Origin of the sequence: Cellulomonas gelida (genome assembly GCF_006538725.1) — a bacterium.
In the GTDB taxonomy this organism is placed as follows: domain Bacteria; phylum Actinomycetota; class Actinomycetes; order Actinomycetales; family Cellulomonadaceae; genus Cellulomonas; species Cellulomonas gelida.
Window position 1 is genome coordinate 44,975 of the sequence record NZ_BJLQ01000004.1, and the last position, 16,855, is coordinate 61,829.

A 16,855-nucleotide genomic window follows, 5' to 3' on the forward strand; every position below is an offset into this window, starting at 1 on the left:
CAGCCGGCGGGCACGGAGGCAGCGTTCAGCGTGCGGGCACGGACGCAGCGGTCCGCGCGCCGATCGCGACCCACCGGCCGAGCACCGCGTCGTCGACGAGCTCGGCCGTGTCGACCACGACCCACCCGCGCAGGTCCGACCCGCGCATCTGCATCGGCCGCACCCCCGCGCTCGCGAGGAGCTCACCCCGGTGCTCGAGCGGGACGCGCACCATGAGCCCGCCCGAGCGCGTGCTCACGACGACCGCCATCCTGCCGTCGAGCAGGAACGCCAGCCCGCCGAACATGCGCTTCTCCGTGACCACGGGCTCGTCGTCCCGCGACCCCGCTCCGGCGGCGCGCGCCCGCAGGTGGTCCGCGAGCGCAGCCCGCACGCGTGCCCCCAGTGCCTCGTCGACCATCGGTCCCCCTCGTCCCGTCGCGTCCGGACCATGGTGCCCTCGGGGGCGCCGACGCGGAAGACGCCCGGCTGGGCGACGTGACGCTGCGCTCTCGGTGTGCGGGACCGCGGGCGTGTCAGTGGCCACCCCCAGGATGCGGAGGTCGGTGCGAGGGCCCAGATTGGGAGTACTCCCGCCGCAGGACCGGAGGAACGATGACGACCACCGAGCGCGCCGCGGGCACGGTCGCCGACGAGCGGGCGGTGCTGCTGCGCTACCTCACGGACGCGCGCGAGTCGCTCGTCTGGAAGCTCGACGGCCTGTCCGAGCGCGACGCGCGCTGGCCGACGACGCCGACGGGCACCAACCTGCTCGGCCTGGTCAAGCACGCCACGAGCGTGAAGATCGGCTACTTCGGCCCGACGTTCGGGCGCGCGTGGACCGGGCCGGACTTCGAGTGGATGCACGACGACGCGCCCGTGAACGCCGACATGTGGGCGACCGCGCAGGAGTCCGTGCCGTCCCTGGTCGAGCTGTACCGGTCGGTGTGGGCGTTCGCGGACGAGCTGCTGGCGAGCGCCCCGCTGGAGCTGGTCGGCCGGGTGCCGTGGTGGCCCGCCGCGCGGGCACAGGTCACGCTGCGCGAGGTCGTGGTGCACGTCACGAGCGACCTGACCCGGCACGCCGGGCACGCCGACATCGTCCGCGAGCTCCTCGACGGCGCGGTCGGCCTGCGCCCGCAGGCGCTGAACGTCCCTGAGCAGTCCGCTCAGGACTGGGCCGACTACGTGCGCGACCTGCGCGCGCTCGCCGACTCGTTCGCCACCACACCCAGGGGTACGCCATGACCTACCGGATCGGCTACTTCGTCGGCAGCCTGTCGAGCACCTCGATCAACCGCGTGCTGTCTCGCGCACTGATCGGGCTGGCTCCCCCGTCGCTCGAGTTCAGCGAGATCGCCATCCGCGACCTGCCGCTGTACAGCGCCGACCACGACCAGGACTACCCGCCCGTGGCTCGAGCGCTCAAGGAGGCGATCGAGTCCTCCGACGGCATCCTGTTCGTCAGCCCCGAGTACAACCGCTCCATCCCCGGCGCGCTCAAGAACGCGATCGACTGGGGCTCACGCCCGTGGGGCACCAACTCGTTCGCGCGCAAGCCCACGGGGATCGTCGGGGCGTCGATCGGTGCGATCGGCACCGCGGTCATGCAGTCGTCGATGCGCAGCGTGCTGAGCTTCCTCAACGCCCCCCAGCTCAACGCGCCCGAGGTCTACCTGACGTTCCGGCCCGAGCACTACGGCGACGACGGGACCGTGCACGACGAGTCGACCGCGGACTTCCTGCGCCACTACATGGAGGAGTACGCCGCGTTCGTCGAGCGCGTCCTGTCGGTCACGGCGCCGGGTCACATCGGCGACCGCGACTGACGGGCTCCTCCCCGCCCCAGGTCGCGCCGCCGGTCACGCCAGGGCGGGTGCGGGCCGCGTCGCCGTCAGGCGGGGATGCCGGCCTCCTCGCGCACGGAGTCGTGCCACGCGACCAGAGCCTCACCCGCGTCGCCCACGCAGCGGCGGAACGCGCGCGGGCGCAGCGTGCGCGGCGTCAGGTCGAGCCACCCCGCGACGAGCATGCCCGGCAGCCCCGCCGGCGCGCGCACGTGGTCCCGACGACCGCTCTTGTCCTGGGAGGTGAACCGCGCGACGACGACGTGGCGGCCGGAGCGGCGCAGCACCAGGACGGGGCGGTCCTTGGCGCCCGTGCCGTCGTCGAACGGCACCAGGGCGTACCAGACCTCCCCGGGGCGCGGGGCGCGGCGGCCCCGGCGGGATCCACCGCGCCGCTTCCGGCGCACGAGCGCGCGCAGGATGAGCAGCACGAGCACGAGCACGGCCACGCCGGCCGATCGTTGCGGGGTCGTGAGGTCGGCGAACCACTGCTGCAGCGTCTCGACCACCGCCGCGACGAGCCCGTCGTCGGGCTCGGTCACGGTCGGCGAGCTCCAGGGCATCGTGCGCATGCGACTGCATCGACGACCCCGCCGTCAGCCTTGAGCCCCGCACGCCCCGAGATGGGACGGGCACGACGAAGGCCGCGACCCGGGGTGGGCGCGGCCTTCGTCGTCGGTGAGCGGAGGTCAGACCGTGCGGCCCGCGTTCTCCTGGCCCCAGCTGCCCGGGGTGGTCTTCTGGACCTGCAGGAGGAACTCCACGTTGGACTTCGTCTCCTTGATCTTGCCCGTGAGCAGCTCGATCGCCTGCTGCTGGTCGAGCGCACCGAGCACCCTGCGCAGCTTGTAGACGATCTGCAGCTCGTCGCGCGACATGAGGAGCTCCTCGCGGCGCGTGCCCGACGCGTTGACGTCGACCGCCGGGAAGATGCGCTTGTCCGCGAGCGAGCGGGACAGGCGCAGCTCCATGTTCCCGGTGCCCTTGAACTCCTCGAAGATGACCTCGTCCATCTTGGAGCCGGTCTCGACGAGCGCGGACCCGAGGATCGTCAGCGAGCCACCGTTCTCGATGTTGCGCGCGGCGCCGAAGAACTTCTTCGGCGGGTAGAGCGCGGAGGCGTCGACACCACCCGACAGGATGCGGCCCGATGCCGGCGCGGCCAGGTTGTAGGCGCGCGACAGACGCGTGATCGAGTCGAGCAGCACCACGACGTCCTGGCCGAGCTCCACGAGACGCTTGGCGCGCTCGATCGCGAGCTCGGCGACGATCGTGTGGTCCGAGGCGGGGCGGTCGAACGTCGAGGCGATGACCTCGCCCTTGACCGTCCGCTCCATGTCCGTGACCTCCTCAGGGCGCTCGTCGACGAGCACGACCATGAGGTGGACCTCGGGGTTGTTCGTGGTGATCGCGTTCGCGATCTGCTGCATGATGATCGTCTTGCCGGCCTTGGGCGGCGCGACGATGAGGCCGCGCTGACCCTTGCCGATCGGGGCGACGATGTCGATCACGCGCGGCGTCAGACGGCCCGGGTCGGGCGTCTCGAGGCGCAGCCGCTCCTGCGGGTACAGCGGCGTGAGCTTGGTGAACTCAGGCCGCTCGCGGGCCTCGTCGGGCGACAGGCCGTTGACCGAGTCCAGGCGCACGAGCGCGTTGAACTTGTTCGGCCGGTTGCCCTGCGCGGGCTGCTCGCCCTCGCGGGGCTGGCGCACCGCACCCGTGATCGCGTCGCCGCGGCGCAGGCCGCTCTTCTTGACCTGGCCGAGCGAGACGTACACGTCGTTCGGGCCGGGCAGGTAGCCCGTGGTCCGCACGAACGCGTAGCTGTCGAGGATGTCGAGGATGCCCGCGACCGGCAGCAGCACGTCGTCGTCGGCGAGCTCGATCTCGTCGAGGCCCGACAGGTCCGGCTGACCGGTGCGACCGCCGGTACGACCGCGCTTGCGGTCCCGGTCGCGGTAGCGGTCACGCGAGCGGCGACGACGACCGCCGCGCTCCTCGTCGTCGTCCTGCCCGCCCTGGCCGTTCGGGGCGCCGGCACCCTGGGCGCCCGGCGCGTTCTGCTGGCCGGCCTGACGCGGCTGCTCGCCCTGCCCGCGCTGCTGGTTGCGCTGGCCCTGACGCTCGCCGTCGCCCTGCGTGTCGGGAGCACCCGACCCGCGGCCCGCACGACGCGACCGACGCTCGCCCTGCTCGCCCACGGCTTCGACGGCCTCCGCCGCACGCTGCGCGCGGTCGTCGCCGCGGCTCGCGCGCTCCGGGGCCTCGGCCGAGGCGACCTTGGCGTCGAGCGCGGCCTCGAGACCGGCGAGTGCGTCGGTGGCCGGTCCCTGCTCACGGCGTGCGCCGCGCGACCGCTGCGGGCGACGCTCGGCACCCTCGCCGCGCTGCTCGCCGGTCTCGGCGGGCGGTGCGGCCGGGGCCTCGGTCATCTGCTCCTTGACGGGGGCGACGGCCTGCTCACGTCGCGCGTCGAGGGCGCGGGAGCGCGATCCGCCGCGGGCGGCGTTGATCGCCTCGACCAGGTCGCCCTTGCGCATCTTCGAGGTGCCCTTGACGCCCAGCCCCGAGGCCATGGCCTGGAGCTCGGGCAGCCGGAGCGCCGCGATCGACCCGCCGGTCTGGTTGGTGTCTGTCACGAAGGACCCTTCCCCCTCGTCGGAGGCCTCGCCCGGTTCTCGGGCGACGGCCGGCGTCTCGTCGTCGGATGCGGTTCACCCGTCAGCGAGGCGGTGCTGGAAGCCACACGCGCGACTCACGACAATGTCGGCGACACGTTCAGGCTGGGGTGTTCCCGGATGGTCGACTCGCCTGAGGCACGGCCGCGGACCTGGAGAGGAGCTGACCTGTTCAGGAGCGGCGCGCGACCCGGAGGATGTGGTCCGGGGAACGCGACGATGCTACCACTGTCGACCTCACCGACCGCCCGGATGACCTCCGGCCACGGCCGTCACCCGATCGGGTGCTCGCCCACCACGAGCCGCGCCCCGGACGGGTCGACCGCGAGCGGACGGATGATCCAGCCGCCCAGGACGCCACCGAACGCCTCGGCGATCGCCGCGTCCGCGTCGGTGCCCCGGGCCCGCTCGTCGTCGGCTCCGGCGGCGGCTCCCGCGCCCGGCGCCGAGGCGTCCTCGAGGCGGCGCGCGAGCGCGAGCACGGTCGGCCCGGCGCCCGAGACGACCGCCGCGACCCCCCGCGCACGCAGCGCGTCGACGAGCGCGAGCGAGTCCGGCATGACCGCGCGCCGGTACTCCTGATGGAGCTTGTCGACCGTCGCGTCGAGCAGCAGGTCCGGCCGACGACCGAGCGCCTGGACGAGCAGCGCGGAACGGCCGGCCTGGAACGCGGCGTCGGCGTGCGGGACGTGTGCGGGCAGCACGTCGCGCGCGGCCTTCGTCGACAGGTGCGTCGGCGGGATCATGACGACGGGTGCGATGTCGAGGTGCACCTCGACCTGCGTCGCCCCGACCCCGCCGGTGGCGTTGGTCCACGCGACGGTCGCACCGCCGAGGATCGCCGGTGCGGCGTTGTCCGGGTGCCCCTCCATCTGCGTCGCGAGCGCGAGCACGGTCGCGTCGTCGAGCGCCTCGGGCTCGGAGATCAGGCCGCGTGCCGCGACGATGCCCGCGACGACGGCCGCCGCCGACGAGCCGAGGCCGCGTCCGTGCGGGATGGCGTTGCGGCAGGTCAGCGCGAGGCCCGCCTGAGGAGCGCCCACGTGGTCGAGCGCGACGCGGATCGCGCGCACGACGAGGTGGCGCTCGTCGTCAGGCACCGTGCCGGCACCCTCGCCCTCGACCACGACCTCCACGCCCGCGGACGCGACGGCGCGCACCTCGAGCTCGTCGTGCAGGGCCAGGGCGACGCCCATCGCGTCGTAGCCCGGCCCGAGGTTCGCCGAGGTCGCCGGGACGCGCACCCGGACACGGTCGGCCCGCAGTCGCACGACCGTCGCCTCAGCCCAGGCCGAGCGCGTCGGCGATGGACACGACGTCCGCGCTCACGCGCACGAGGTCCACGTCGCCGCCGTCCGGGCGACGCAGCGCCCACTGCGGGTCCTTCAGGCCGTGGCCCGTCACCGTGATCGTGATGCGCGCACCGGCGGGCACGCGGCCCTCGTCGGAGAGGCGCAGCAGACCCGCGACACCCGCGGCGGACGCGGGCTCGACGAACACGCCGACCTCGGCCGACAGCACGCGGTGGGCGCGCAGGATCTCCTCGTCGGTCACCGACTCGATGAGGCCGCCCGAGACGTCGCGCGCCTCCTCGGCCTGCTTCCACGACGCGGGGTTGCCGATGCGGATCGCGGTCGCGATCGTCTCGGGCTCGTCGACGGGGTGACCGAGCACGATCGGCGCGGCACCCGCGGCCTGGAAGCCCCACATGACCGGCGTGCGGGTCGCGACCGCGCCGTGAGCCGCGCCGTCGTCGAGGCCCGCGTACTCGCGGAAGCCCTTCCAGTAGGCGGTGATGTTGCCCGCGTTGCCGACCGGCAGGACGTGGATGTCGGGTGCGTCGCCGAGCGCGTCGACGATCTCGAACGCGCCGGTCTTCTGGCCCTGGATGCGGTCGGGGTTCACCGAGTTCACGAGCTCGACCGGGTAGGACTCGGCGAGCTTGCGGGCCGCGATCAGGCAGTCGTCGAAGTTGCCGTCGACCTGCAGCAGGCGCGCCCCGTGCGCGACGGCCTGGCTGAGCTTGCCCATCGCGATCTTGCCGTCCGGCACGAGCACCGCGCACACCATGCCCGCGCGCGTCGCGTACGCCGCCGCCGAGGCCGACGTGTTGCCCGTCGACGCGCACACGACCGCCTTCGCGCCGCGCGCGGCCGCCGCCGAGATCGCGGTCGTCATGCCGCGGTCCTTGAACGAGCCCGTCGGGTTCATGCCCTCGAACTTCACGTACACGTCTGCACCGGTGCGCACGCTGAGGGCGGGCGCGGCGATCAGGGGCGTGCCGCCCTCGTACAGCGTGACCGGGTGGGTCGTGAGGTGCGCGGGCAGGCGGTCGGCGTACTCGGCGATGACGCCGCGCCACTGGTGGGCCATCAGGCTCCTTCGACTCGCAGGACGGACACGACGTCACGCACGACGTCGAGGTCGGTGAGCGCGGCCACCGTGGCCGCGAGCGCGCGCTCGGGCGCGGCGTGGGTGGTGATGAGCAGGCGCGCGAGGTCCGTGCCGTCGCCGCTGCCGTCGGCCCGGCCGTCCGCGCTCTGCCGGACCGCCTCGATCGACACGTCGTGCTCGGCGAGGGCCGCCGCGACCTGTGCGAGCACGCCCGGGCGGTCGTCGACGTCCAGGCGCACCTGGAAGCGCGTGCGCGCGGCGTCGGCCGGCAGCACGGGCAGCGCCGCGTACGACGACTCGACCGGTCCGCGCCCGCCGAGCACGCGGTGCCGCGCGACGGAGACGAGGTCTCCCAGGACGGCCGACGCGGTGGGCGCGCCGCCCGCGCCGCGCCCGTAGAACATGAGCTCGCCGGCGGCCTCGGCCTCGACGAACACCGCGTTGAACGCGCCGCGCACACCGGCGAGCGGGTGCTCGTCAGGCACGAGTGCGGGGTGCACGCGCACCTGGATGCCCGCGACGTCGTCGGACGTGTTGCGCTCGGCGATCGCGAGCAGCTTGATCGTGTGGCCCGTGCGCTTCGCCCACGCGACGTCGGCGGCGGTCACGGACGTGATGCCCTCGCGTGCGACGTCGTCGATCGAGACGCGGGTGTGGAACGCGAGCGACGCGAGGATCGCGGCCTTGGCCGCCGCGTCGAACCCCTCGACGTCCGCGGTCGGGTCCGCCTCCGCGTAGCCGAGCGCCTGCGCCTCCTTGACGGCCTGCTCGAGCTCGAGGCCCTCGGTCGCCATGCGGTCGAGCACGTAGTTGGTGGTCCCGTTGACGATGCCCAGCACGCGCTGCACCTGGTCGCCCGCGAGCGACTCGCGCACCGGGCGGACGATCGGGATCGCACCGGCCACCGCGGCCTCGAAGTACAGGTCGACACCCGCCGCGTCCGCGGCCTTGTAGAGCGTCGGGCCGTCCTGCGCGAGCAGCGCCTTGTTGGCGGTGACCACGCTCGCGCCGTGCTCGATCGCGCGCAGGATCAGCGAGCGGGCCGGCTCGATGCCGCCCATCACCTCGACCACGACGTCCGCGCCGTCGACGAGCGACTCGGCGTCGTCGGTCAGCAGGTCGGCGAGCGGCGTCCCGGTCACGCCCTCACGCGGTGCGGCAGCGTCGCGGACCGCGATCCCGACGAGCTCGAGCGACGTGCCGACGCGCGGCGCGAGCTCCTCGGCGTGCTCGAGCAGACGCCGGGCGACCTGCGTGCCGACGACCCCGCAACCGAGCAGGGCGACCTTCAGGGGGGCGGGCACACGACCTCCGGTGCTCTCGTCGGGAACTGCGCACAGGATAGGGCGCGCGCGCGACCGCCCGTGCGGACGTCCGGTCGGCAGGACGCGGCGTCGTCGCCCCGCACGTGGGGTCCACGCGCGCGGCGCCGGGACGCCGCAGGGGCGGTCGGGAGACCCCGACCGCCCCTGCGTCCTGCGGGAGTCCGCTCAGACGACCTTGAGCGAGACCGTCCTGCTCGACGCCTTGACGTTCGACGAGCCCGCGTAGGTCACCTTCACCGTGTACGTGCCCTTGGTCGTGAGCTTCGGCAGCGTGACCGTGCGGGTGCCGCCCTGCAGCGTGACCGTCTTCGTGGCGTAGGACCTGCCGTTGCGCGTGACCTGGACCGTCGCCTTGCCCGTCGGCACCGTGCCGGTCGCCTTCACGGTCACGACGACCGTGCCGCGCACCGTGGTCGTGACCGTCGCGGCCTTGGCGGTGACCGCGCTGGTCGCCTTGGCCACCGTGCGCTTCGAGCTCACCTTGGCTGCGTCGAGCTGGCTGCTGCCGCCGTAGGAGACGGTCAGCGTGCGGGAGCCCGCCGCGAGGGTCTTCGGCACCGTGAGCGAGGCCTTGCCGCCCGAGAGCGTGCCGGTCGCCAGGACCTTGGTGCCGTGCAGGAGCGTGACCTTGCCCGTCGCGGCCACCGGTCCGGTGACGGTCACCGCCACCTTCGCCGACCTGCCGTGCGTGAGCGACGGCCAGGTCGCGGCGACCTTGGCGGCGCCCTTGGCGACCGTCACGACGGCGCTCGTCGTCGCCGGGGCGTAGTCGATGTCGCCGAGGAACGCGACGGTCATCGTGTGGGTGCCGGCCGCCAGCGGCTTGTCGAGCGCCACCGTCACGGCACCGTCCGCGACGACGCCCCGGCCGCGCACGACGCCCTTGGCGTCCCGCACCTCGACGTCCCCGACGGGCGCCGAGGCGTCGACCGCGGAGACCGTGGCCCGTACGACCGGCAGCGCACCGACGACGGAGCGGGAGCTGCTCGCGACGACCTCGGTGCCGAGCTTCGAGAACTCGACGGGCGTGAAGGTCTCGAACGCGGGCGTGGCCGCGCTGCCGCCCGGGTAGGTGTAGATGCCGAACCGGCCCGCGCTGACCTTGCCGGCCGCGGCGGCGAGCGCCGCGGCGCGGTCGACCGTGAGGGTCGCGGTGAACGTGCCGTCGGGGCGCAGCTCGACGCCGCCGCTCGCCGCGCCGCCGATCGTCGGGACGTCCGCGGCCAGGACGGCCCACGCCGTGGCGGCGGCGGGACGGCTCGCCGACGTGGCGCCCTGCGACGGACGCCACGTCGTGGCGAAGTACCCGAACGCCACGTAGGCACCGCCAGGCTTGCCTGCGAGCGGGGGTCGGGCCGCGAGCGACGCCTGCGGGACGAAGCCCGAGCCCTCGACCGTCACGGTCGCCGATCCGTCGCGCTCGAAGCTCGTCCGCGAGACCGCGACCGTGGGCGTCGCGGTCTCGAGCGAGCCCGAGATGTCGTCGAGGACCTCACCCACGGGGTAGAGCGGCACGGCGGCGCGGCCCGCCGCGGTCAACGTGAGCTGCGTGCCGGTGAACGTCGCGCCGGTGGCGCTCGTCGTCACCGCGAGGTGGCCGATGTTCGCGATCGCGACGTCGTCCGCCTGGTACTCGCCGGCCTCGAACTCGCCGAAGTCCGACGTGACGACGGTGCGCGCGTCGGCCGTCACGACGGCCTGGGTGCCGACCGTCCCGATGCGCACGTCGCTCAGCGAGATCGTGAAGTAGTGCGAGGGGAAGCTGTAGGTGACCCCGCCGTCGGAGTCGAGCGTCAGCGCCGCGGGGTCGAACGACCCGGCGTTCACCGGGAACACGTACGGGCGGGCCTCCCCGACGCCGGGCTCGGCGAACGTCGCGGGCGCGGTCAGCACCACGCGCTCACCGACCGGCTCGGTGTTCAGCCCACTCGCGACGTACGTGCGGAAGCTCTGCTTGAAGCCCCACGTGAGGCTCCCCGAGGACACCACGCGGGGCGCGTCCGCGGCGCTCGCCGGGACGGCCGCAGCGGCGACCAGGGCGGTGGCTCCGAGGGCGGTGGCCGTGGCGGCGGCCACGAGGCGCCGAGTCCAGGCCTGACCGCGGGTGGCGGTACGTGTGAACATCCGAGTCCCTTCGTCGTGCGCCGCAGGACTGGTCAGGGCGCGCTGGTAGGAGGCTAGCCGAAGTTAGGTAATCCTTGCCTTACTCGACGCTGTGCGGCACGTCACGCCGCCGCCGCAGCACGACGACCGCCCCGGCCGCCACGGCGGCGAACGCGCCGACCACGAGCGCGCCGACCACGAGCCCCCACGGACCCGCGTCGGACGCGCCCGGTGCCTCGACCGTGAGCACCACTCGCAGGGCGAGGCGGCGTTCGACGGCCAGGCCGCCCTGCTCGTCGGGCGCGGTCGTCACGACAGCCGCGACGTACGTGCCGGGGGCCGCGTCGGGTGGCACGACGACGTGCACGGGGACGCCGACGTCCTCGCCGGCCGCGAGCGTCACCGGCTCGACGGGCACCGAGACCCACGCCGCCGGTCCGGTCCGGGTGTCCGCGACCTCGAGCGCGCCGTCGGCGTCCGCGCGCGTGTCGGAGGCCGACACCGCGAGCTCGAGCGTCCGGCCGCCCTCGTTCCGCACGACGACCGCGTCGTCGACCTCGTCGCCCGCGCGCAGCACGTGCTCGATCACCGCCGAGCCGTCGCGCGGCCGGACCGACCAGCTCGCCTCGTCGGACGCCCCCGCCGAGACCGCCGGGAGCAGGACCCCGAGGGCGACGGAGATGACCGCGAGCACGGGGACGACGAGCCCGCGCGGCCGCACCGCTGACGTCATCCGAGCGCCGTGATCGTCAGGACCGTCTCGTACCGGCCGGGCGCCGCGCCGTCGGGGACCCGCAGCGTGAGGCCTGCGGTCACGCGGACCGTGCGCTCGCCGCGCGTCGCGCCGCCGACGACCAGCGTGCGTGGCGAGGCCAGCCCGCCACCGGTGACCGTGGACGGCGTGATCGCGCGGCCTGCGCGCACCCCGGCCACGGGCTCCAGCAGCGAGGGCTGCCAGCCGAGGTGCTGCGCACCGAGGACGTGCGCGCCGTCGTGCGTGGTGAACGGGCGGGCCTGGCCCGAGAGCGTGAAGCCGGGGCTGCCCGCGCGGGTGTCGGTGATCGTCACGGCCGGCAACGTGCCGGTGGCCGTGAACGCGCCGTCGGCCGTCGTCGCCGTGCCGAGGCTCGCCGTGGCGTCGGCGAACGACCACGTGAGGGCGCCGGGCTCGGCCGGTGCCGTCGGCGTCGGGCCGGGCGTCGGGCCCGCGGTCGTCGTCGGGGCCGGGGTCGGCGTGGTCGACGGGTCGGGGTCCGGCCCGTCGAGCGTGAAGCCCACGTCGACCGGCAGCGCCGGCTTGGAGTCCTGCGTGCCCTGGCAGCCGGTCGAGTAGAAGTGCGTCTGCAGGCTCGCAGGCATCGCGGCGACGAAGTCCGCGGGCCACGAGCCCCACCAGCCGGTCGCGGCGCCCGACGTCGAGCACGACCGCACCTGCGCGCCACCCGCCGCGTCGACGGTGACGCCCTGGTAGTCCGGCGTGAGGCGGAACGAGTCGTCGTCGAGGCCGCTGCGCGCGCCCGACGAGAACGTCAGCACGGTCACGCGACCCACCCGGACCGGGGCCGACGGCTGGCCGTCGAGATCGACGCCCGACCCGACCGCCACGTCGAACGACAGCGTGCCCGCTCCGCTACGGGCGACCGAGAGCACCGGGTCGGAGTAGACCTCGTCGGGGGCGTTCAGCGACGCCGGGTAGGCGTTGACCGTGTACGACCCGGTCCAGCTGAGCTCGGCGGCGCCCGTCTGCGGGTCGACCGTCCCCGTGCCGCCGGTGAACCGCACGGCGTTGGGGGTCTTCTGCGGGGTCGAGCGCGGCATCGACGTCGCGGGGACAGGCGCGACGGCGTAGACGTCCTGCGAGCCGCCGGAGACCGAGCCCCGGAGGATCTCGGCCCCGCCGCGCGCCCCCGACAGGGTCCACGGCCCGAAGATGCCGACCTGCGCGTAGCCGCTGATGCCCCACGTGAGGGTCGCGTCGTCGAGCACCGGAGCGTCGCCGGGCTCGTCCGCGAACGCTGGCGCGGCGGCCAGCGTCGCGACGAGCGAGCACAGCGCCGTCAGCGCGACGGCCTTCCTGCTCAGCGCACCCACGGGAGCACCACCCATCCCTGTCGCAGTCCCAGCGCACCGGCGGCGGCCGCCACGACGCTCGCGCCCAACGCGCCGAGCGCGAGCGGGTCGTCGAGCAGCCCGTCGAGCAGGCCGCCCTCGTCGGGCCCGGGGGTCGTCACGGGCTGCGCCGAGAGCGCCTGCGCGCCCGAGCTCGCCGGGACCTGCGGAGCCACCGCGGTCAGTCCGCCGTCGGCGTGGGCGCCGAGCGCCGGGCGGGCGACGCCGCCTGCCGGGCGGTTCCGCACCTGGTTCTCCGGCACGCGCGGTCCCGCGGTCGGCGCGGGCCCGCCGCCCTGGTCGTCGTCGTCCGCGGCGGGCGGGGTGACCGGGCGGCTCGCGTCGAAGCTCACGACGAGCGCGGCCGCGGGCTTGGCGCGGTCGCGCGCTCCCCCGGTCGAGTACCAGTACGGTGCCTGGCCGACCTCGCCCTGGAAGTCCACGAAGTCCTGCGGGAACGCGCCCCAGTACGCGGCGCTCGCCGCGTCGCGCGCGCTCTGCGGAGCCGCACCCGCGGGCGCGGTCACCGAGACCCCGACGTACTCGGGCACGACGACGAGCCCTGCCTCCGTGACCTCGACGTCCTCGAGGACCGCCAGCGCGGCCGTGCGCGGCGTCAGGGCGGTCCACGTTCCCGGCTGGGTGCGGTCGGCGCCGAAGCCGGAGAGCGTCGCGGTGAGCGTGCCGGTGCCGTCGGCGACCTCGAGCACCGGGTCGGTCGCGCTCCAGTACGTCAGGCCGCCGTAGAACACCACCGTGAACGAGCCGGTCCAGCGCACCGACGCGGTGCCGCTCGCGGCGTCGACCGTGCCGACACCGCCCTCGATGACGACCTCGTTGCCGGTCGTGCTCTCCGGTGACGCCACCGCGACCGGCGCGCCGGACGCGTCGAGGCAGCGGGTCGCCCACGACGCCTCGACGTGCCCGCCGCCGGGGGCGTCCTTCTCGATGCGGACGTCGTCCGCGCGTGACGCGTACAGGCCGTCCTGCTCGGTCCACGCGCGCGAGCCCCCGGCCGAGCCCGCCTTGCCGGCCGACAGGAAGTTGCAGCCGCCGAAGAACGCGCCGCCGCCCGTCTCGTCGTTCAGGGCCCAGCGCAGCTGGGCGTCGCTCACCGTGAGCGCGTCGGGCTCCGGGATGGTGACGTCGACGACGACGTCGTCCGCGGCGGCGGACAGCGCCGCGGGCACCGTCAGCACGCCGAGGGCGAGCGCCGCGACGGCGAGCAGCCGCCCGGCGCGGGTCCGGCGCTCACGGTGGGTCCGCGCGCGAGTCGTCGGGTCGGTCAGGGGCTGAGGCGTCGGCGGGGTCATCGGGTGGCCCCCGCGAGCTCCGGCGCGGCCTCGCGCTCGTCGTCGCTCTCGCCGGGCGCAGCCGGGGTACCTCGCTCGGCCGCGCGGCGACGGCGCCGTGCGGCCAGGGCGCCGAGCACGACGAGCGCGACGAGCAGCGCGGCGACGCCGACGAGCACCCAGGTCGCGGCGGACGGGCCCGCGCCCGGCTGCTCGCCCGCGTTCGCGAGCGCGGCCGCGACGACCGGGTCCTCGATCACGGTCACGTCGAGCGTCGCGACCTGGCCCGAGGCGGCGCCGGTCAGCGTGAGGGTCGCGGTGCCGGGCGTGAGCGCCGCGGGGACCGCGAGCACACCCGCGACCTCCCCGTAGGGCCCGGCCGTGAGCGGGCCGACCCCTGCCTGTCCGCCCGTCAGGGAGCCGACGACCTGCTCGCCGGCCGCGAACCCGCGCGCGGTGAAGCTCAGCACACGGCCCCGCACGACCGTCGACTGGTCGCTCGTCGCCTCGGCGGGGCCGTCGACCTGCGGCGACGCGGCGCCACCGGTCGCCGGCGTGGCCACCGCTGTCGCCTCCGCGCCGGGCTGCGCCGCCTCGTCGTCGTCGCCGGCCGCCGCCCCCTGCGCGTCTGCGAGGTCCACGAACTGCACGGGCGTGAACGTCTCGTTGGTCGCGTTGCTGACGCCGTGCGCGCCGAACGTGATGACACCGCACGTCACCGTGAGGCAGTCGATGCTCGTCACCGCACCCGAGCGACCCACGACCTCGACCTTCGGTCCCGGGATCGTCAGCGTCGTCGACCACGTCCCGTCCGCGGCGATCGTGCCGCCGTTCGCCGACGAGGCGGTGTCCGACCCCGGGTAGGACACGAACCGCTGGAAGCCCGCGTTGTCCTTCGACTCGCTGTCGGGCACGTAGAGCAGGTCCTGCCCGCTGACTCCGCCCTTGCTCGGCCGCCACGACCCGCCCGCGGGGTCGTCGACCCACCCGAACACGACGTAGATGCCGCCGAACCCGCCGGGCACGGACTGGAACCCGGACCCGCTGACCCTCACCGGCGTGGAGTAGGTCGCGTCGGCCTGCGCCTTGCCGTTCTCCGCCGCGACCGTGACGCGCGCGGCCGCCGACGCGGGCGCCGCGGCGAGCCCCAGCACTCCGAGGCCGAGCGTCGCGGCGAGCAGGCTCGCGACGAGCGGGGCGCGCCGCCGCGTGCGGACGGTCGTCGACGTGGTCGGGTGCGTCATCGGATCTCCTCCAGGGCGGCGACACGCACCGGCAGCACGACGATCTCGTCGCTGCCCGGGCGGTGCACCACCTCGATGGGGTGGCGGTAGACGTCGGTGAGGAGCTCGCCCGTCAGCACGTCGTGCGGCCGCCCCTCGCCGCGCACGCGCCCCTCGGCGAGCAGCACGACGCGGTCCGCGTACGCCGCGGCGAGCGTGAGGTCGTGCAGCACGACGACCACGGCGGCGCCGTCTCGCGCCCAACGCAGGGCCTCGGCGAGCAGCGACTCCTGGTGGCGGATGTCGAGCGCGGCGGTCGGCTCGTCGAGCAGCAGCACGACCGGCTCCTGCGCGAGCGTCCGGGCGAACGACGCCCGGGCCTTCTCGCCGCCGGACAGCGTGGGGTACCGGCGCGCGGCCAGGTGCGTCACGTCCGCCGTGCGCATGACGTTCTCGATGACGCGCTCGTCGTCGTCCTCGCGGTCCGTCCCGCGCCACGGCGCGCGGCCCATGCGGACCACGTCGGCGACGTCGAACGGGAACGACAGCCGGTTCTCCTGCAGCAGCACCGCGCGACGGCGCGCGAGGTCGGCGAGCCGCAGCGTGCGGACATCGACGCCGTCGAGCTCGACCACTCCCTCGTCGGGCGTGACGTCCCCGGCCAGGACACCGAGCAGCGTCGACTTGCCCGCGCCGTTCGGGCCGAGCAGCGCGAGCACCTCACCGGCGACCACGTCGAGATCGACGCCGTCGACCACGGCCGTCGACCCGTACCGCACGCGCACGCCCCGGGCGCGCAGCGCGGTCACGCCCAGCCTCCCGCGCTGCGGCGCGTGCGGCGGATGAGCCAGAAGAAGAACGGGCCGCCGCACAGCGCGGTGAGCATGCCGATCGGCAGGTCGGCGTACGGCACCGCGGTGCGCGCGACGAGGTCGGCGCACATCAGCAGGACCGCGCCGCCCAGCGCGCTCGCGGGCACGAGCACGCGGTGGCCGGGCCCGACCGCCATGCGCACGAGGTGAGGCACGACGAGCCCGACGAACGCGATGATCCCGCAGAACGCGACCGCGGCGGCAGTGAGCAGCGCGACGAGCACGATGCTCACGATGCGCAGGCGCTCGACGTCGACCCCCAGGTGCCGGGCCGGGCGCTCGCCGAGCGCGAGCAGGTCGAGCCTCCTCGCGAGCAGGCCCGCACCGAGGATCCCGAGCAGGACGAGCGGCGCGACGACCGCGACGTAGGGCCAGCGCGTGCCGTTGAGGCTGCCGAGCTGCCAGAACACGATCTGCTCACGCGCCTGCGTGTCGCCCAGGAACGTGAGGAACGCGAGCGCGGCGCCCGCGACGGCGTTGACCGCGACACCCGTCAGGACGAGGGTCACCACCTGCGTGCGCCCGCCGTCGCGCGCGGTCGCGTACACCAGGAGCGTCGTGAGCAGGCCCGCGACGAACGCGGCGACCGCGGCCGTCCACGAGCCGAGGAACGTCCAGCCGAACACGATCACCGTGCACGCGCCCACGGCGGCGCCCGAGCTCACGCCGACCACGCCCGGGTCGGCCAGCGGGTTGCCGAACACGCCCTGCATGAGCGCGCCGCCCGTCGCGAGCGCGGCCCCGACCAGCAGGGCCATGACGATCCGCGGGAACCGGATGGTCCACAGCGCGGCGTCGGTGTTGACGTGCGTCGCTGCCGCGCCACCGTCGATGCCGAACCTGCGCAGGACGGCGCCGAGCACCTCGGGGGGCGGGATGTGCAGCTGGCCGACGCCCGCGGCGAGCACCGCGACGACCACGAGCGCGACCGCGAGCCCGCTGAGCAGCGCGATCGTGCGCGCCCGTCGGCCCGCGGCCTGCGGTGCGAGCACCAGCTCGGCGGCGCGTGGCGCGGCACCGCGCAGCGCGCTGC

Annotated in this window: 15 protein-coding genes; 2 read left to right on the forward strand and 13 right to left on the reverse strand. The window is 75.0% G+C overall.

Features of this window, described 5'->3' with window-relative positions:
- Positions 1-25 precede the first annotated feature (25 nt).
- Positions 26-400 carry a TfoX/Sxy family protein gene (locus CGE01nite_RS02885; RefSeq protein WP_141368870.1) on the reverse strand — a complete coding sequence of 125 codons (375 nt, stop codon included), beginning with the start codon at positions 398-400 and terminating at the stop codon, positions 26-28.
- 194 nt (positions 401-594) lie between these two features.
- On the opposite strand from CGE01nite_RS02885, the gene CGE01nite_RS02890 reads away from it, so the two are divergent.
- Positions 595-1,227, forward strand: a complete 633-nt coding sequence (locus CGE01nite_RS02890) for a DinB family protein (RefSeq protein ID WP_141368872.1) — start codon at positions 595-597, stop codon at positions 1,225-1,227.
- The gene (locus tag CGE01nite_RS02895; RefSeq protein WP_048342975.1) at positions 1,224-1,808 is read left to right on the forward strand and encodes an NADPH-dependent FMN reductase; all 585 of its coding nucleotides are present in this window, start codon (positions 1,224-1,226) and stop codon (positions 1,806-1,808) included. The genes CGE01nite_RS02890 and CGE01nite_RS02895 overlap by 4 nt, the downstream gene beginning before the upstream one ends.
- Positions 1,809-1,873: 65 nt before the next feature.
- Here CGE01nite_RS02895 and CGE01nite_RS02900 read toward each other — a convergent pair whose 3' ends face one another.
- The 12 genes from CGE01nite_RS02900 to CGE01nite_RS02955 all read right to left on the reverse strand — a co-directional run bounded on the left by CGE01nite_RS02900 (position 1,874) and on the right by CGE01nite_RS02955 (position 16,817).
- Positions 1,874-2,398 (reverse strand): putative type II toxin-antitoxin system PemK/MazF family toxin, encoded by a 525-nt coding sequence (locus CGE01nite_RS02900; RefSeq protein ID WP_053071643.1) that lies wholly within the window; start codon positions 2,396-2,398, stop codon positions 1,874-1,876.
- 117 nt (positions 2,399-2,515) lie between these two features.
- On the reverse strand, positions 2,516-4,402 hold the full coding sequence (gene rho / locus CGE01nite_RS02905; RefSeq protein ID WP_229747339.1) for a transcription termination factor Rho: 1,887 nt from the start codon (positions 4,400-4,402) through the stop codon (positions 2,516-2,518).
- Between the two features lie 374 nt (positions 4,403-4,776).
- Complete coding sequence (thrB, locus tag CGE01nite_RS02910) at positions 4,777-5,775, reverse strand: homoserine kinase (protein WP_141368876.1); 999 nt, start codon at positions 5,773-5,775, stop codon at positions 4,777-4,779.
- A 10-nt stretch (positions 5,776-5,785) separates the two neighbouring features.
- Entirely contained in the window at positions 5,786-6,877 is a 1,092-nt protein-coding gene (gene thrC, locus CGE01nite_RS02915; protein WP_141368878.1) for a threonine synthase, read from the reverse strand.
- Positions 6,877-8,202 (reverse strand): homoserine dehydrogenase, encoded by a 1,326-nt coding sequence (locus CGE01nite_RS02920; RefSeq protein ID WP_048342979.1) that lies wholly within the window; start codon positions 8,200-8,202, stop codon positions 6,877-6,879. Before CGE01nite_RS02920 ends, thrC begins: the two co-directional genes overlap by 1 nt.
- A 186-nt stretch (positions 8,203-8,388) precedes the next feature.
- A complete protein-coding gene (locus CGE01nite_RS02925; protein ID WP_141368880.1) occupies positions 8,389-10,347 on the reverse strand; it encodes an Ig-like domain repeat protein in 1,959 nt (652 codons plus the stop codon).
- 79 nt (positions 10,348-10,426) lie between these two features.
- Positions 10,427-11,059 (reverse strand): hypothetical protein, encoded by a 633-nt coding sequence (locus CGE01nite_RS02930; protein WP_141368882.1) that lies wholly within the window; start codon positions 11,057-11,059, stop codon positions 10,427-10,429.
- Positions 11,056-12,417 carry a hypothetical protein gene (locus CGE01nite_RS02935; RefSeq protein ID WP_141368884.1) on the reverse strand — a complete coding sequence of 454 codons (1,362 nt, stop codon included), beginning with the start codon at positions 12,415-12,417 and terminating at the stop codon, positions 11,056-11,058. The genes CGE01nite_RS02930 and CGE01nite_RS02935 overlap by 4 nt, the downstream gene beginning before the upstream one ends.
- Positions 12,405-13,748, reverse strand: a complete 1,344-nt coding sequence (locus CGE01nite_RS02940; RefSeq protein WP_141368886.1) for a hypothetical protein — start codon at positions 13,746-13,748, stop codon at positions 12,405-12,407. The genes CGE01nite_RS02935 and CGE01nite_RS02940 overlap by 13 nt, the downstream gene beginning before the upstream one ends.
- On the reverse strand, positions 13,745-14,971 hold the full coding sequence (locus CGE01nite_RS16860) for a hypothetical protein (protein ID WP_170210877.1): 1,227 nt from the start codon (positions 14,969-14,971) through the stop codon (positions 13,745-13,747). The genes CGE01nite_RS02940 and CGE01nite_RS16860 overlap by 4 nt, the downstream gene beginning before the upstream one ends.
- Positions 14,968-15,759 carry a heme ABC transporter ATP-binding protein gene (locus CGE01nite_RS02950; RefSeq protein WP_141368888.1) on the reverse strand — a complete coding sequence of 264 codons (792 nt, stop codon included), beginning with the start codon at positions 15,757-15,759 and terminating at the stop codon, positions 14,968-14,970. Before CGE01nite_RS02950 ends, CGE01nite_RS16860 begins: the two co-directional genes overlap by 4 nt.
- Positions 15,756-16,817 carry a FecCD family ABC transporter permease gene (locus tag CGE01nite_RS02955; RefSeq protein ID WP_218022591.1) on the reverse strand — a complete coding sequence of 354 codons (1,062 nt, stop codon included), beginning with the start codon at positions 16,815-16,817 and terminating at the stop codon, positions 15,756-15,758. Before CGE01nite_RS02955 ends, CGE01nite_RS02950 begins: the two co-directional genes overlap by 4 nt.
- Positions 16,818-16,855 lie beyond the last annotated feature (38 nt).

Bases quoted from the DNA above. Each gene is read 5' to 3' on its own strand.
- CGE01nite_RS02890 (WP_141368872.1), top strand. From the start codon at position 595: ATGACGACCACCGAGCGCGCCGCGGGCACGGTCGCCGACGAGCGGGCG.
- CGE01nite_RS02930 (WP_141368882.1), bottom strand. From the start codon at position 11,059: ATGACGTCAGCGGTGCGGCCGCGCGGGCTCGTCGTCCCCGTGCTCGCG.
- CGE01nite_RS16860 (WP_170210877.1), bottom strand. From the start codon at position 14,971: ATGACGCACCCGACCACGTCGACGACCGTCCGCACGCGGCGGCGCGCC.
- thrC (WP_141368878.1), bottom strand. From the start codon at position 6,877: ATGGCCCACCAGTGGCGCGGCGTCATCGCCGAGTACGCCGACCGCCTG.
- CGE01nite_RS02900 (WP_053071643.1), bottom strand. From the start codon at position 2,398: ATGCGCACGATGCCCTGGAGCTCGCCGACCGTGACCGAGCCCGACGAC.
- CGE01nite_RS02940 (WP_141368886.1), bottom strand. From the start codon at position 13,748: ATGACCCCGCCGACGCCTCAGCCCCTGACCGACCCGACGACTCGCGCG.
- rho (WP_229747339.1), bottom strand. From the start codon at position 4,402: ATGGCCTCGGGGCTGGGCGTCAAGGGCACCTCGAAGATGCGCAAGGGC.
- CGE01nite_RS02895 (WP_048342975.1), top strand. From the start codon at position 1,224: ATGACCTACCGGATCGGCTACTTCGTCGGCAGCCTGTCGAGCACCTCG.
- CGE01nite_RS02925 (WP_141368880.1), bottom strand. From the start codon at position 10,347: ATGTTCACACGTACCGCCACCCGCGGTCAGGCCTGGACTCGGCGCCTC.
- CGE01nite_RS02885 (WP_141368870.1), bottom strand. From the start codon at position 400: ATGGTCGACGAGGCACTGGGGGCACGCGTGCGGGCTGCGCTCGCGGAC.